This window comes from Haladaptatus salinisoli (genome assembly GCF_020614375.1).
GTDB classification, from domain to species: Archaea; Halobacteriota; Halobacteria; order Halobacteriales; family Haladaptataceae; genus Haladaptatus; species Haladaptatus salinisoli.
This window is the reverse complement of sequence record NZ_CP085330.1, coordinates 96,851-111,641: the sequence shown is the minus strand read 5'-3', so window position 1 is coordinate 111,641 and position 14,791 is coordinate 96,851. Positions and strand designations below refer to the sequence as shown.

Annotated in this window: 13 protein-coding genes; 3 read left to right on the top strand and 10 right to left on the bottom strand. The window is 64.5% G+C overall.

Going from position 1 to position 14,791, the window contains the following annotated elements; all coding sequences use genetic code 11:
- Positions 1-18: 18 nt before the first annotated feature.
- Positions 19-744: an alpha/beta fold hydrolase gene (locus tag LIX00_RS21025; RefSeq protein WP_255679370.1), complete on the bottom strand. Its 726-nt coding sequence runs from the start codon at positions 742-744 to the stop codon at positions 19-21.
- A gap of 719 nt (positions 745-1,463) precedes the next feature.
- Between LIX00_RS21025 and LIX00_RS21020 the strand changes: the two genes are divergently transcribed.
- Positions 1,464-1,850 (top strand): MaoC/PaaZ C-terminal domain-containing protein, encoded by a 387-nt coding sequence (locus LIX00_RS21020; protein ID WP_227356996.1) that lies wholly within the window; start codon positions 1,464-1,466, stop codon positions 1,848-1,850.
- Positions 1,851-2,175: 325 nt separating this feature from the next.
- Here the strand turns inward: LIX00_RS21020 and LIX00_RS21015 are convergent, their stop codons facing one another.
- From LIX00_RS21015 to LIX00_RS20980, 8 genes are all read right to left on the bottom strand, one after another.
- Positions 2,176-2,307: a hypothetical protein gene (locus tag LIX00_RS21015; protein WP_368410786.1), complete on the bottom strand. Its 132-nt coding sequence runs from the start codon at positions 2,305-2,307 to the stop codon at positions 2,176-2,178.
- Between the two features lie 388 nt (positions 2,308-2,695).
- Entirely contained in the window at positions 2,696-3,646 is a 951-nt protein-coding gene (locus tag LIX00_RS21010; protein WP_227356995.1) for a glutathione S-transferase family protein, read from the bottom strand.
- Between the two features lie 209 nt (positions 3,647-3,855).
- A complete protein-coding gene (locus LIX00_RS21005) occupies positions 3,856-4,599 on the bottom strand; it encodes an NRDE family protein (RefSeq protein WP_227356994.1) in 744 nt (247 codons plus the stop codon).
- A gap of 192 nt (positions 4,600-4,791) precedes the next feature.
- Positions 4,792-6,111: an ABC transporter ATP-binding protein gene (locus tag LIX00_RS21000; RefSeq protein WP_227356993.1), complete on the bottom strand. Its 1,320-nt coding sequence runs from the start codon at positions 6,109-6,111 to the stop codon at positions 4,792-4,794.
- Entirely contained in the window at positions 6,108-7,184 is a 1,077-nt protein-coding gene (locus LIX00_RS20995) for an ABC transporter ATP-binding protein (RefSeq protein ID WP_227356992.1), read from the bottom strand. The genes LIX00_RS21000 and LIX00_RS20995 overlap by 4 nt, the downstream gene beginning before the upstream one ends.
- Positions 7,181-8,179, bottom strand: coding sequence for an ABC transporter permease (locus LIX00_RS20990; protein ID WP_227356991.1), 999 nt, complete (start codon positions 8,177-8,179; stop codon positions 7,181-7,183). The genes LIX00_RS20995 and LIX00_RS20990 overlap by 4 nt, the downstream gene beginning before the upstream one ends.
- Entirely contained in the window at positions 8,176-9,129 is a 954-nt protein-coding gene (locus LIX00_RS20985; protein WP_227356990.1) for an ABC transporter permease, read from the bottom strand. The genes LIX00_RS20990 and LIX00_RS20985 overlap by 4 nt, the downstream gene beginning before the upstream one ends.
- Positions 9,130-10,800 carry an ABC transporter substrate-binding protein gene (locus LIX00_RS20980; protein ID WP_227356989.1) on the bottom strand — a complete coding sequence of 557 codons (1,671 nt, stop codon included), beginning with the start codon at positions 10,798-10,800 and terminating at the stop codon, positions 9,130-9,132.
- 164 nt (positions 10,801-10,964) lie between these two features.
- Here LIX00_RS20980 and LIX00_RS20975 point away from each other — a divergent pair, with 164 nt between their 5' ends.
- Positions 10,965-11,675, top strand: a complete 711-nt coding sequence (locus LIX00_RS20975; protein WP_227356988.1) for a helix-turn-helix domain-containing protein — start codon at positions 10,965-10,967, stop codon at positions 11,673-11,675.
- On the opposite strand, the gene LIX00_RS20970 is transcribed toward LIX00_RS20975, so the two are convergent.
- A complete protein-coding gene (locus tag LIX00_RS20970; protein ID WP_227356987.1) occupies positions 11,646-12,884 on the bottom strand; it encodes an MFS transporter in 1,239 nt (412 codons plus the stop codon). The genes LIX00_RS20975 and LIX00_RS20970 overlap by 30 nt on opposite strands.
- Positions 12,885-13,041: 157 nt before the next feature.
- On the opposite strand from LIX00_RS20970, the gene LIX00_RS20965 reads away from it, so the two are divergent.
- Complete coding sequence (locus tag LIX00_RS20965) at positions 13,042-14,739, top strand: thiamine pyrophosphate-binding protein (protein WP_227356986.1); 1,698 nt, start codon at positions 13,042-13,044, stop codon at positions 14,737-14,739.
- Positions 14,740-14,791 lie beyond the last annotated feature (52 nt).

Below are 14,791 nucleotides of genomic sequence, written 5' to 3'. Positions count from 1 at the left end.
CGACCGATCGCTAAACCGTTAGGTCGAGTCATAGGCGAACGTGAGTACTTCGTCGACGAAGCGGTCCGGCGCGGTGTTCATCGGCTCGTGCGCGAGCCCGTCGAAGATAGTGGTCCGGCTATTCGGGAGCGCTTCGTCGACGGCTCCCGCCGCGTCCTTGAAGAATTGGGGGCTCTCGCCGCCAGACAACACCAAGGTGGGCGTGGTCACGTCCGCAAACCGGGTCGCGTCGAACTCGTACTCGGCGATCGCACGCGATTCACGGGGCAGCGTATGGGCTGCCCTCACCATATCCGGCCATATCGGTGCTGAGCGAAGTTCGTCGATTTCCGCTCGCGAAATCCCGGCGACTTCTCGTAGGAACACGACGAGCGCTCGCTCGTTCTCGCCGTCGTCCAGCAGCCTCTTCATTTCGGCGAGACCCTCAACGTCGAGTTCGTGGTCGGCGACCGCGATAGGGGGTTCGCTCAGGATGAGATTGCGCAGATTGTCCGTTCGCAGGGCCGCCTCCAACGAATAGATGGCTCCCCCGGAATGACCGAGCAGGGTCACCGGTTCGTCTATCGCATCGACGACCGTAGCTACGTCCTCGGCCTCCCGTTCCAGTTCGTACGCGGCGGCGTCGCCGCTCTCGCCGCGACCACGACGCTCGACCGCATAAACCGTGCAGTGCTCCGCGAAGGCGAGACGGGTGCCGGCCAGATCCCAGAACTCGTGAACATCGCCGTTCCCGTGCACGAGCACGAGCGGTGGCCCGCTTCCCGTCCGATGGAAGGCGATCGCGGTTCCATCTGCTGACGTGACTGTTTCCATTTCACTACCCGCATCCGGTGGTGTTGCTTCATCCATAGGATGATTCCCCCCACGTTCCCCTATGGGACACAGTAACATAGCATCGTTGTCCGTATCGGGAGCGTGGGTACGAGTCGGCGCGTGACCGACGCGCGTCTTCCATTTTCTACCCCGGTAACCGATGCCTCCGCTTCGCGTTACTCCGCGTCGCGGCGTTGAATGGGGAAATCGTTCACCCACGAAACGACGACATCGCCATCTCGATTCGTCCCGACCGTTTTCGCGCGAACATCGCCGAGCGGTAGGTTGGTTTCGATCGGTTCTTTGTCGAGAACTCGAAGCTGCGTCGATACGCTATCTTCGGGGCGCACGGGGTAGTCCATCGGAGTTCGTCTATGCCGCGGGCTCCCGTACTCGCTACGTCTCGTAGAAATCCGTCGACCATCGTCCGCATCGTCAGCGCGACCGTTTGCCACCCTCGCTATGAGTCCACCGTATATCGACTCTCGGTGGTTCATCGTCCGTCAACTATCGATCAGTTAGCACCCGACCAAGGTTTTTAGACGCGTAATTGAACTTCGAACCCGGCGTACGCGCGTCCGGTCGGCAAAAGCACCGTGCCGCAGATTTAACTGATTCGCTGGAATAGGAGGTGAAGAGAACCCGTGCCGATGTCATTTCCGCCGGAAGAAGGCGATGTCCACACCTACGAACGAACGTTCACGAACGAAGATGTTCGCCGATTCGGTGAGATCTCAGGGGATCAGCAAGCTATTCACACCGAACCTGACGAAGAGGGTCGCCTCGTCGTTCAGGGACTACTTACAGCAACGTTGCCGACGAAAATCGGCGGGGATTTGAGCTACATCGCTCGGACGATGGAATTCGACTTCCTCAAACCGGTCTATACGGGGAACACTATCAGATGCGAGTGGACGAACGAAACAGTCGACGAACGAGAAGACCGCTACAGCGTAACGAGTTCGGTCGCGTGCTCCAATGAGAACGAAGAAAAAGTGATGCAAGCGCACATTGACGGGCTCATCTGGAAGGAGTAGTAGTCGAAATGGAAGTAAAATCAACGGTAGGAATTTCTCCCGTACTGTCGATGGGACGTGACGATAGTTCAGGATTCGATGACTGCTCGTCACGTAAGCACCCGTATCTATCACTCCTAACCGCTCCCAGATGACGACTGACTAGTGGCCGATACGCGACTCTACCTAGCGGCTCTACAAACTATCCGTCAAAGGTGACGCGAGGTACGGAGTGTCCGTTTACCGCGGCTCTCAACAGCGTGATGCCCGCCGAGTAACAGTCCCGTTGGCGATCGCCGATAGTAGAACGGTTCGAAGGACCGGACTGAGGAGCGAGCGTCCGGTATCAGCCCGTTGGCCGCGCGATTACCGCCGGTCGGCGGTCGATCATCGCGTTCCAAATCGACCGGGCTTCGTCGTAGCCGTCGTCGTCCGGTTGGAGTACCTCCCCCCGAAATCCGGTCTTGAGTTCTTCCACCGCTCTTTCGTCGACCGGGCGATGTGCTGCAAATGTCATTGCCGAATCCCAGAGGTGTGATACCATGTGCCAAGGATAAAGTATAGCGGCGCGGAAAATCGCGAATCGAGGGGCAAAATTCGTACGCAGTGTGACCGACGGCGTCCCCTGTTTCGGTCGTTCCCGGTTTAGCGCGCGAACGTTCCCCACGAGCGAGGGATGCGTCGGGGTCGGCGAGAAACGCGACCAACAACGTTCTCCCGTGCAGTAACGGTGACTCCCGCGAGCGTTCGCTCGTCGTGCCGGAACGGACTCCCTGCGCCCATCGAGCGACCGGAGTCGGTTTTCACCGTGCCGTTCGATCTCCGACCCGCCGTTCTTTTCGGAGCGATCGAAGTTCTCGCGTCCGTCACCGGAGAGCGTCGGGCGGTCCGCCGGGCAGACGGCCGCGGTCGTGCGGTGCGGTGAAATCGAGATCGGGACCGCGCGCGATGATTCGTGTCGGGTTTATGTCCGTGTGCGTGGTGTAGTAGTGCTCCTTGATGTGATCCATGTTGACCGTCTCGGGGACCCCTCGAAGTTGGTACAGTTCTCGGGTGAATCCCCAGAGGTTGTCGTAGTCGACGACTCGCTTCACGTTACACTTGAAGTGCGTGTGGTAAACGTGATCGAAACGGACGAGCGTCGCGAACAACCGAAGATCGGCGAGCGTAAGCCGCTCCCCTGCGAGATACCGCCGCTCGTCCAGAACGCTCTCCCAGTGGTCGAGCGCCTCGAAGAGATCGTCGACCGCGCGGTCGTACGCTTCCTGTGACCGAGCGAAGCCCGCCTTGTACACGCCGTTGTTGATGGGTTCGTAGATATCCTCCACCACTTGGTCGATCTCGTCGCGAAGTTCCGCGGGATAGAGGTCGACGGACCGGTCTCGATACTCCTCGAAGGCGTCGGTGAGCATCTTCATGATCTCGACAGACTCGTTGTTGACGATAGTATCCCGCCGTTTGTCCCAGAGGACGGGGACCGAGACGTGGCCGGAGAACGAGGAGTCAGCCGCCCGATATATTTCCGAGAGATAGTCCGCGCCGTTCACCGTGTCGGGCGTGCAGCCCTCGCGGTCCGGTGAGAATTGCCACCCTTCCTCCTCCCGGTACGGGTCCAGAACGTCCATCGAGATTACGTCCTCGAGGCCGAGCAACGCGCGCACGAGGACAGCGCCGTGTGCCCACGGGCACGGTCGTGCGATATAGAGGTGGTAGCGGTCGGCTTCGGGCGGGAATTCCGCTTCCGGCGCGTCGCGAATCCGGTTGCGGAATTTGGTCTCTTTCCGCTGAAACTCTCCCTCGACACTTGAGTCGCCCATACGCCTCACTACGGACTCGGAATGTAAAAGCTGCCGCGTTAGAAGAACGTACGTGACTACCGACGGCGGACGGAGTAGCTCAACGCCTCGTCGAGGTATCGGAGTGAGGTTTCCGGAGATGTACTACGAACCGGTTGGTACACCCCCGAGCATACGGGTTCGCTCGTCGTCGGCAGCGATTCCGGTCAAATATGCCCGCGGCGACGCGCTTAGAGCGAGACATCTACGGTTTCGTAGTCGGTTTCACACGGCGGTCCGTCGGCGAACGACTCGTCCACGGTACCGTCGTCGTAGATCGAGATGAGCGAAGACGAGCGCGTTCCGAACTGTCCGTGGTGGACGCAGAAACCGTAGTCGTGATCCCGCAACACCGTGGCGGCACGTTCGCGCCACGCCTCCGCGGTCTCGTCCGTCTCGGGCTGAAGATCGTTGCGTGCTCGTTGAGTGTTATCTGCCTGCGCGCGTCCGAGTTCGGGGCGTGATTCGGGAATATCGAAACGCTCATCGCCGCCGATATTCACTACGACGTGGACGCCGGGATTAAAGACGGTCTTTCGCAACTCTCCGTCCCACTCGTAGAGGAGCGAGTCCTCCGCGTCGGCGACGACGAGGTTGAATCCTTCGTACTCGTATTCGTCGGTGGACTGTTCGACGGTTGCAGCCGCTTCCTCGGTCGACTCGCAGTCGAGGGCGTCCGCGACGAGGAGTCCCCGCGAGCGCTCACCGCGCAGATTGGCGTCCGTCCATCGATTGAGAACAGCGACGAGCACGCGGTGTTCGTTGTAGCCGATCCACGTACCGCCGGCTTCGACGTCCCGTGGCGCGATCACCCGGGGGTCTTCGTCGATGATGCTCGGCGGGTTCGACGGACGGTCGAGGCGCTCGTCGCGATTGGCTGCGACGACGATCGGGGCATCGGAGAAAACTTGCCAGGCGAAAAGGAAAGTACACATACTGCTACGCACACGCCGTGTGCTGATAAGGATGAGGCTTAGTGGCTCTCGTCGCCCCGGCGTAAAACGGTCGTTACCGAGCGCGATACCCGCCCGTGCTGAAAAACGGGGTGGGGACGAACGCTGTCGCCGTAACACCCCCGACCGGGGACGTCATCGAACCGACGACGTCGGGCGGTTTTGACGAATCGCTCACGCCGATTCGCCCGGTTCGACCCGGTGACAGGCGGCGACGTGGCCGTCCGCCGCTTCCACGTCCGGCGGCGTTTCGCGCTCGCAGGGGGACGGGAACGCCTCCGAGACCACCTCCGCCGCCCGCTCCCGGTTCTCGGCCGCGAGCGCGTCGGCGGCCTCGCGGACGGCGTCGGCGGCGTTCGGCGGGAGTTCCACCGGGTCGCGCGGAAGCAACTGTTCGACGAGGTAGGACGCGACGCTCTCGTCGTCGGTTCCGCGGCCCTCCGCCCGCAGTCGATTTCTCGCCGCGTCGGGGTCGAGTTCGCCCGACAGGACGCGGTTCCGGAACGCGAACGCGGCGCGGAACTCGTCCTCCGTCCCGAGCCATCCGTCGGGCGGAATCACGACGGGACACCGGGTGTGAAACCGGCAGCCCGAGGGCGGATTCATCGGCGAGGGAACCGTCCCTTCGAGGATGATGCGCTCGTCCCTGTCGCTCGGGTCGATGCGCGGAACCGCCGAGAGCAGCGACTGGGTGTACGGATGCTGTGGGTCGTCGAACAACCGTTCCACCGGCGCGGTTTCGACGATTTCGCCGAGGTACATCACCGCGACGCGGTCGGCGACGTGGCGCACGACGCTCAGGTTGTGGGCGATGAACACCAGCGAGAGACCGAACTCGTCCTGCAGGTCGCCGAGTAGATTGAGAATCTGGGCCTGCACGGACACGTCCAACGCCGACACCGGTTCGTCGGCGATGACGAGTTCGGGTTCCAGCGCGAGCGCCCGCGCGATGCCGACGCGCTGCTGTTGGCCGCCGGAGAACTGGTTGGGGTAGCGTTCGACGTGCCCCGGTTTCAGCCCGACGCGCCGGAGCAGGTCCTTCGCCCGCTCGAGGCGTTCCTCGTCGTCCGCGCCGACGTCGTGAACCTCCATCGGCGCGGTGACGATTTCGCCGACCGTCTGTCGCGGGTTCAGCGACGCCAGCGGGTCTTGGAATATCATCTGGAGCTTTCGCCGGTAGGGCCGCATCTCCTTCTGGGATAGCTCCGTGATGTCCTCGCCGCGGTAGCGCACCGACCCCGCCGTCGCGTCGTGCAGGTTGAGTATCGTCCGGCCGAGCGTGCTCTTGCCGCACCCCGACTCGCCGACGACGGCGAGCGTCTCGCCCTCGCGGACGGTGAGGTTCACGCCGTCGACGGCACGGACGCTGGCCGCGTCGCCGACGAGTCTGTCGAAGACGCCCCCCGACTGGTCGAAGTGCTTTTTCAGCCCTCGCACGTCGAGCAGCGGTTTCTCGTCTGTGCGTCGGTCGGGTCTCGTCTTCTGCATGCTCATAACCGCTCCTCCTCGGGGCCGCGGCGCAGACACGCCGCGACGTGGTCCTCGTTCGATTCGCCTCCGCGCGGTCGGTTCGGATACCGGGCCGAGTCCCCAACCGGTCGGAAGTCGGGGTGAACCTCGTAGCACTCGCGCTTCGCCTCGGGACACCGCGGCGCGAAGTGGCAGGCGTAGGGAATGTCGATGAGGTCGGGGACGTTGCCCTCGATGGGCTCGAGTTCGTCCGTGGGCGCGTCGAGTCGGGGCGTGCTGGCGATGAGTCCCTGCGTGTAGGGGTGCTGGGGGTCGCGGAACAGCGCGTCCGCCTCCGCGCGTTCGACTATCTCCCCGGCGTACATCACGTTCACGCGGTCGCACACCTCCGCGACGACCGCGAGGTCGTGCGTGATGAGCAGGATGGCCGTATCGAAGGCGTCCTGCAGGTCGCGGAGTTCGTCCAGAATCTGGGCCTGGATGGTCACGTCGAGCGCGGTCGTCGGCTCGTCGGCGATGAGCAGGTCGGGTTCGGCCGCGAGCGCCATCGCGATCATCGCCCGCTGGCGCATCCCGCCCGAGAACTCGTGGGGGTAGTCGGTCGCCCGGCTCTCGGGTTCCGGAATCTCGACGCTCTCCAGCATCTCGATGGCCTTGCGCCACGCCTCGCCGTTCTTCGCCGCGCCGACGATTTTTCGCTTTATCTCCGCGGGGAGGCTCACCGACTCGCCGACCGGTTGGTGGAGCCGAACCATCTCGGCGATCTGCTCGCCGACCGTCAGCGTCGGATTGAGACTGTTCATCGGGTCTTGGAACACCATCGATACGGTGCCGCCCCGAATCTCGCGGCGTTCAGACTCGGGCAGGTCGAGCAGCGACTCGCCGTGGAGTCGGATGTCGCCCCCCGCGATTTCGCCCGGTTCTTCGACGATGCCCATGACGCTCTCGGCGAGGACGCTCTTGCCCGACCCGGACTCGCCGACGAGTCCGACGATTTCGCCCGACTCGATTCGCAGGTCCACCTCGTTCACCGCGTCGACCGTGCCCCTCGGCGTCGGGAATCTGGTGTGGAGACCGTCGACTTCGAGCAGGGTCATCTGCTCTCGACCTCCCCTTCGCTCACGTCGAAGCTGTCGCGCAGGCCGTCGCCGAGCATGTTGAACGCGAGCACCGTCATCATGATGGCGAGACCCGGCATCACGCTTATCCACCACGCCTCGCCGATGAACTGCCGCCCGTCGGACAGTAGGAGACCCCACGTCGGCGTCGTCGGCTTGACGCCCAACCCGAGGAACGACAGGCCCGCCTCCGCGAGGATGGCGAGCGGAATCATCAGCGTCGCCTGCACGATGAGCGGTGCGACGGCGTTCGGCAGTATCTCGCGGGTCATGATGCGCCGGTTGGTCATCCCGATGGCGCGGGCGGCCGTGACGTACTCCTCCTCGCGGAGCGAGAGCACCTCGCCCCTGACCAGTCGGGCGAAGTCGTCGATGTACGCGATTCCGATGGCGATGACGACGTTCGTGACGCCCAACCCGCCGGAGATGGCGATGATGCCGACCCCGAGGATGAGTTCGGGAAACGCCCACTGGAAGTCCACGTAGCGCATCAGCACGCTGTCTATCCACCCGCCGTAGAAGCCGGCGAGCAGGCCGATGGACGTGCCGAGCGAGAACGCCACCGCGACTGTCGCCAGCGAGACCAGCAGCGAGACGCGCGCGCCGTAGATGATGCGCGAGAGGATGTCGTGGCCGAACGAATCCGTCCCGAGGGGGTGCCAGACGCGCTCGGTTCCCGGGTCTCGGTCGTAGTTGCCCTCCGAGTACGTGTTCGGTTCCTTCATAAAGCCGAACGTCGCGTCGGGGTCGTGGGGCGCGACGATCGGCGCGAACGTCGCCGTGAGGACGAACAGGACGACCACGACGGCCCCGAACAGCGCCATCCGGTCGCGCAGAATGCCCTCCACGAGTCGCTGGCGGGTCGATTTGTGCTCCTCGTAGCGCTCTTCTTCCCGGTACTCCGGCGGCACGTCGCTCGGTCCCGGTTCGGCGGGCGTGTTCGGCCCGACGCCGGGTTCGCCGTGTTCCGTCATCGTTCACCCCCGTAGCCGATGCGCGGGTCGATGACCGTGTAGACCAGGTCCACCGCGAGGTTCGTGAACACCATCACGGCGGCGACGATGAGGATGACCGCCTGCGTCACCGGGTAGTTCCTGTCGAGCATCGAATCCACGAGCAGCCGACCGAGGCCCTGGATGCCGAAGACGATTTCGACCGTGACGCTGCCGACGAGCACCAGCGCTAGTTGAATGCCCGCGACGGTGACGACGGGGATGAGCGCGTTCTGGAGCGCGTGCTTGTACAGCATCACGCGACCGCCGACGCCCTTCGCGCGGGCGGTGCGCATGTACGGCTTGTTCAGCACCTCCAACAACGAGGAGCGCATCATCCGCATCACGACGGCGGCGTACGGGAGGCCGACCGCGACGCCGGGGAGGATGACGTGTTTGAACCACGGCACCACCCCCTCGCTCAGGGGGACGTACGCGTACACCGGAAGCACGCTCAGCCAGACGCCGAACACGAGCGCCAGCAGGATGCCGACGAAGAAGGCCGGCATCGAGACGCCGAGGAACGCCGCGACGGTCGCCACGTAGTCGACGCCCTCGCCCTTGCGCGTCGCGCTGACGATTCCCGTCGGAACGGCGATGCCGAGGCCGACGACGATGGCGATGACGGCGATGGAGAGCGTTCGCGGCGCGGCCTGTCCGACGAGCGTGGTGACGGACTGGCCCGTGCTGAGGCTGTCGCCGAAGTTCAGCGTGAGCATGTCCGTCAGCCAGTCGACGTACTGGACGTAAAGCGGCCTGTTCAGGCCCAGTTTCGCGCGGAGCGCCGCCACCGCTTTTGGAGTCGCCTCCTGTCCGAGCATTGTGCGAACCGGCCCGCCCGGAATCAGTCGGAGACCGAAGAACACCGTGGTCGCCACCAACCACATGATGAACGCGGCGTGCGCGAACCGTTTTGCGACGTACCGGCGCATCTATTTCTCGACCCACGTGCTGTGGAAGTTCCGCATGAAGGGGATGTGGGTGAATCCCTTCACGCTCGACCGTTTCGCGGCGATGTCGTTCTGGTGCATCAGGTACGCGTGGGGCACCTCCGCGATGAGGTGGTCTTCCAACTGCTGGAGCACCTTCTTGCGCTGGTTTCTGTCGAGCGCCGTGCGCTGTTTCGCCAGCAGGTTGTGCGTCTTGTCGTCCGTGTAGTTCACCCAGTTCCAGACGCCGCCGTCGTCCGGTTTGCGGTAGAAGTTCCACAGCGACTGGTCGGGGTCGGGGTCGCCGACGCTTCCGCTGATGGTGGTGTCGTAGTTGCCCTTCTCGTACCGCTCCCAGTAAGTCGAACTCGTCACCTGTTCGATGCTGACGTTGAACCCCGCTTGGTTCAACTGCTGGCGCATCGCCTTCGCCCCGCGGAGGCTGCTCGAGGTCGTCAGGATGTGGAACGACGCGCCCTTGGCACCCGCCTCCTCGATGAGCTGCTTCCCCTTCTCCGGGTCGTACTTCTGGTCTTTCGGTTTGTCGTCGCGCCACACCCAGTTGGTCGCCTTGTTGATGGGGCCGGTGTCGGGTAGGGCGTTGCCGAAGTACGCCGCGTCGACGAACGCCTGATTGTCGATGGACTTGGCGATGCCGAGGCGAGCTTTCTTCGAATCGAACGGCTTCCGGCGCTGGTTCATGGCGAAGCCGTACCAGTTGATGCCCGGCGCTTCGAGCTTCGAGACCCCGCTGGCCGACTCCACCTTCTTCACGTTCTGTAACGGAACGAGGTTGGCGAAGTCGATGTCGCCGCTCCGGAGCGCGTTCACGAGCGTCGCGGGTTCCGGAATCGGCTTGATGTCGATGCCGTCCAAGTACGGTAAGGCGTTGCCCTCGCTGTCCGTCTCGAAGTAGTCGTCGAACGCTTCGAGCGTGATTCCCGATCCGATCTTGTGCGACTTCACTTGGAACGGACCGGTGCCGACGGGCGTCACCTTGTACTTCTTCGCGCCCATCTTCTCGATCGCCTCCTTGTTGACGATGGTCGCCGCGCGTCCCGGGCCGCGCGTGAGGTAGACGAGCGCGGGGGCCATCGGCTCCTTGAAGTTGAGTTCGACGGTGTGGTCGTCCTTGACGACGACGCCGCCGTCGTCGACCGCCTTGAGCGATTCCAGCTTAGAGGCGGCGGGAGCCTCCTCGGAGATGGTTCGATTGATGGTGTACTTCACGTCGTCCGCCGTGAACGCCGTCCCGTTGTGGAACTTCACGCCCTTCCGGAGGTCGAACGTGAACTTCTTGCCGCCGTCGCGGACCTGCCAGTCTTTCGCCAAGTCGCCCCGAATCGTGAGGTCCTTCTTCAGCGTGACGAGACCGCTGAACACGTTCGCGGCCACCTGAAAGTACTGTCCGACGCTGATGAACGGGGGGTCGAGAACGTCGATGCTCCCGGTGAACCACCCGGCCTTCAGTCGGCCGCCGCGCTGGTTCTTCGAGGGGACGCCGGTCGTTCCGCCGTCGCCGGTCGTTCCGCCACCACCGCCACCGCCACCGCCGCCGCCGGAGCAGCCGGCCAAACTCGTCATCCCCGCCGCGCCGAGCAGTTTCATCGTCGTTCGCCGGTCGACCACCGGGCCGCTTAGGTCCGTGTCCGAAATTCTGTCACCGTTTCCCATGCTACCTTTGTCCACAGTAACACGAACACTTTGCTATACCACCGGCTATATTCGGATTTCGTAGCCGTCATGTCTCTTATTCTTATAATTATTTCTATGAAAGTCCCGAATTTCAACGTATACGATGCGAAGTTTCAACTTCGTTGGGTACCTCACCCACGGCCATGCGAGAAGTGACGCTCCGGATTCGCCACCACGGCGAACCCGAGAGCGACATCAGCGCGGCGCACCCCTCGATAACGCTCCGCTCCGTCTCCTCGATGACGGGGAGCGCCGCCGAGCGAAAGCGCATCATCGAGATTACCGGCCCGGAGTCGTCCATCGAAGCGTTCCTCGAGGACTTCGCGGCGGCCGACGCGGTACTGGACGTCGACCCGCTGACGCCGCTCGACGTCGCTCGCGTGCTGGTCGCCATCACCTACGACAGCTACCGGTGGGACAGCATTTCGCAGCGATTGACCGACATGGGCGTCCACTACCGCACCGGGACGACGATAACCGCGGGCTGGGAACGCTGGACGGTGTACCTCGACGACTCGGACGATTTGAACGAGATAGTCGCCTCGCTCGAACGCGCCGGCAACGACGCCGACCTCGTCCGGAACGTCGAACTCGGAGAGCTATCCGAGCAGGAGCAACTGGAGTTCTCCCGCGTCCTCCACGAACTCACGCGCCGTCAGCGCGAGGTGCTCGGGACGGCCATCGAACTCGGCTACTACCGACCGAAGAAGGAGACGAGCATCGAGGACATCGCCGCCGAGGTCGGAATCGCCTCCACGACGGCGTGGGAACACCTCGCCCGCGCGGAGGCGAAGGTGATGGACGAGGTCGGAAAGCACTTCTCCTCAACCGGCGTCCGCTCCTCGAACCGATAGCAGCGCGCCGAGCAGGGACGCGACGACCGCGAACCCCGCGAGGACGGCGAACAGCGCGCTCGGCGAAAAGTAATCGAGGACGAAGCCCGCGATGGCCGCGCCGAGCGCGCCGACGCCGAACACGCCGAGGTAGGTGTAACCGTACGAGAGGCCGCGCGCCCCGGCCGGCGTGTACTCCGCGACCGTCGCCTGATAGAGCGGTTGCACGACGAACAGGCAGAAACCGAGGACGAAGCTGACGACGAGCAGCGGCGCGAGGCCGGCGTTCGCGGCGGGGATGAACGCGAGCGCGATGACCGCCAGCGTCCCGAAGGCGACGGCGATGGCGCGGGCGTTCTCCACCCTGTCGGTCAGCTTTCCGCCGACGTACTGTCCGGCCATCCCGACGGTGAGGAGTCCGGCGTAGAGGTAGCGGGCGGGTTTCAGCGACTCGCCCGCGACCTCGACCGGGGAGAACAGTTCCAACCCCCCGAGCAGGTCCGGGAGGAAGGTCAGCACGCCGCGGTAGTAGAGGCCGGACATCATGACGACGCCGAACACGGCGACGAACCAGCCCGCGAAGAGCGTCCGCGAGTCGCGGAGGAAATCCGAGAAGGAGGAGACGCCGCCGTCGGCGCGGGCGTCCGAGCGAGCGTCACCGTGACCCTCGACCGCCGCCGCTTCGTCGATGTCGGTTCGGAACGCGAGCACCGCGGCGACGAGCGCCGGGACGGCGAGCAGGCCGACGACGGTTCGCCAGTCGAACGCGAGGAGGAGCAGCGTCGTCGCGAGCGGTCCGAAGGCGATGCCGAAGTTCCCCGCCATCCCGTGGTAGGCGAAGGCGCTTCCGCGCTCGCTGACGCCCTTGCTGAGGAGCGCGAGGCCGGAGGGGTGGTAGACGCTCGCCGCGGCGCCCCACAACAGGAGCGCCAGCGCGACGACCGGAAGCGACGGCGCGACGCTGAGAACGAGGAACGATCCGCCCATGCCGAGCAGACAGGCGACGATGAGGCGGCGCGAGCCGTACGCGTCGGAGAGGATGCCGCCGGGCAGCGCTCCGAGTCCAAACAGCGCGTAGCCGATCGAGACGACGACGCCGAGCGTCGCCGTCGACGTATTGAACTCCGATAGCCACACGCTGATGAAGATGGGGAACGAGAGTTCGTAGGTGTGAACCATCGCGTGCGCCAGCATGGCGAGTCCGACGATGGTTCGGTCGTTTCTATTCACTGGTGATTCCTTGGTTCGGTATCTATTATAAAAGGTCGGCCGAATCGAATCGGGGTATTCGGCGGGGAGTCGAAATCGGGAGAACCGACAGAACAAAGAGAGCACGGTGGGTGGCTTCGGTTAGCATGACAGGCGATGGCGACACCGGAGGGGACGCATGACGACCACCAGCGAGGCGCTGGTTTCCGTGCTCGAATCGCTGGGCGTCGAGTACGTGTTCGGCTACCCCGGCGGACGCGTCATCGAACTGCTGGACGACCTCCCCGAGTCGAGCGTGGACGTGGTCCGACCGCGCGACGAGCGCGAGGGGAGCGTGATGGCGGAGATGTACGGTCGGCTCCACGGCAAGCCCGCAGTGCTCGCCGGGCAGGGCCCGTGGATAGGGAGTCTGGGAACCATCGGACAGATGGAGGCCCGCCTCGCGTCCTCGCCGATGGTCGTCCTGACGGAGGCGAGCGAGCGCGGCGACTACTCGACGCTCGCGCCGTACCAGCAGTCGCGGGGCGATTACGGCGGCCTCTCACTGCCCAAGATACTGGACGGCGTGACGAAAGAACACTGGTTCCCGCGAACGCCGACCGAGACCCTGCGGAGCGTCCAACTGGCGTTCAAACACGCGACGGCGGGGCGTTCGGGACCGACCGCGGTCATCCTCGACGGGAACGCGATAACCGACGACGTGCCGGACGACCCGACGCCCCCGATCTGGGACAGCGAGGAGCAGGTCCGAAACTGGGACTCGAAGCCGACCGACCGCGACGTGGCGGCGGCGAGGGACGCCCTCGAATCGGCGGAGCGCCCCGTCATCGTCGCCGGAAACGGGGTTCACTCGGCGGGGGCCTACGACGAACTGCGAGCGGTCGCCGAAGCTTACGACGCGGCGGTCGCCACCTCCTATCTCGGTAAATCGACGATTCCGGAGACCCACGACCTCGCGGCGGGGGTCATCGGCTCGTTCGGGCACGAGGGGGCGAATCGAGTCGTCAGCGAGGCGGACACGCTCCTCGTCGTCGGCTGTCGAATGAATCCGATGGACACGAACTGGCAAGCGCCGTCGTTCATCCGCCCGGACGAGCAGACCATCGTCCACGCCGACGTCGACACCCGGAACGCGGGGTGGGTCTACCCCGCCGACGTGGGACTCGTCGGGGACGCAAAGGAGAGCCTCCGGGCGTTGGTCGACGCCGGAAGCGCCGAGAACGACTGGGCGCGAGAGCGCGCCGAGGCGGCGCGCGAATCCTTCGTCGCCGAGAAGTGCGAGAGCGACGCCTCGCCCATCAAACCACAGCGCGCGGTGAAGGAAATCGAGGCGGTGGTGGACGAGGACACCATCGTCACCGCGGACTCGGGCAACAACCGGTTCTGGCTGTTGAACTACCTGCAGACGCCCGCCGTCCGGACATACTTCGGCAGCGGCGGCGTCGGCGGTATGGGCTGGTCCGCCCCCGCCGCCGTGAGCGCCGCCATCTCGACCGACAAGGACGTCGTCGGCGTCGCGGGCGACGGCGGGTTCGCCATGACGATGACCAGCGTCGAGGTCGCCGTCGAGCACGGCGTCGCGCCGACCTTCGTCGTGCTGAACGACACGAGCCTCGGCATGGTGCGCCAGATGCAGGAAGAGGACGGCGACATCGCCGGCGTCGAGTTCCACGACACCGATTTCGTGCGCGTCGCCGAGGGCTTCGGGGCCGAAGGAGTGCGAGCGACGACGCCGGACGAACTCGGCATCGCGCTCCGCGAGGGGAAGACGAGCGACCGCCCCCTCGTCGTCGACGTTCGAATCGACCGCGAGGAGGACATGGCCGAGCAGTTGCAGTCGTCGTTCTACGCGGAAGTCGGCGGACTACACGAGTGACGAGGGCGTCATCGTCCGAACCGTTCGCTTCGAGCGAAACGACGCGCGGGAC

What these genes read in the sequence shown, in the direction of transcription:
- LIX00_RS21000 (WP_227356993.1), bottom strand. Translation starts at nt 6,111, where the DNA reads ATGAGCATGCAGAAGACGAGACCCGACCGACGCACAGACGAGAAACCG.
- LIX00_RS21020 (WP_227356996.1), top strand. Translation starts at nt 1,464, where the DNA reads ATGTCATTTCCGCCGGAAGAAGGCGATGTCCACACCTACGAACGAACG.
- LIX00_RS20990 (WP_227356991.1), bottom strand. Translation starts at nt 8,179, where the DNA reads ATGACGGAACACGGCGAACCCGGCGTCGGGCCGAACACGCCCGCCGAA.
- LIX00_RS20985 (WP_227356990.1), bottom strand. Translation starts at nt 9,129, where the DNA reads ATGCGCCGGTACGTCGCAAAACGGTTCGCGCACGCCGCGTTCATCATG.
- LIX00_RS21010 (WP_227356995.1), bottom strand. Translation starts at nt 3,646, where the DNA reads ATGGGCGACTCAAGTGTCGAGGGAGAGTTTCAGCGGAAAGAGACCAAA.
- LIX00_RS20980 (WP_227356989.1), bottom strand. Translation starts at nt 10,800, where the DNA reads ATGGGAAACGGTGACAGAATTTCGGACACGGACCTAAGCGGCCCGGTG.
- LIX00_RS20965 (WP_227356986.1), top strand. Translation starts at nt 13,042, where the DNA reads ATGACGACCACCAGCGAGGCGCTGGTTTCCGTGCTCGAATCGCTGGGC.
- LIX00_RS21005 (WP_227356994.1), bottom strand. Translation starts at nt 4,599, where the DNA reads ATGTGTACTTTCCTTTTCGCCTGGCAAGTTTTCTCCGATGCCCCGATC.
- LIX00_RS20975 (WP_227356988.1), top strand. Translation starts at nt 10,965, where the DNA reads ATGCGAGAAGTGACGCTCCGGATTCGCCACCACGGCGAACCCGAGAGC.
- LIX00_RS20995 (WP_227356992.1), bottom strand. Translation starts at nt 7,184, where the DNA reads ATGACCCTGCTCGAAGTCGACGGTCTCCACACCAGATTCCCGACGCCG.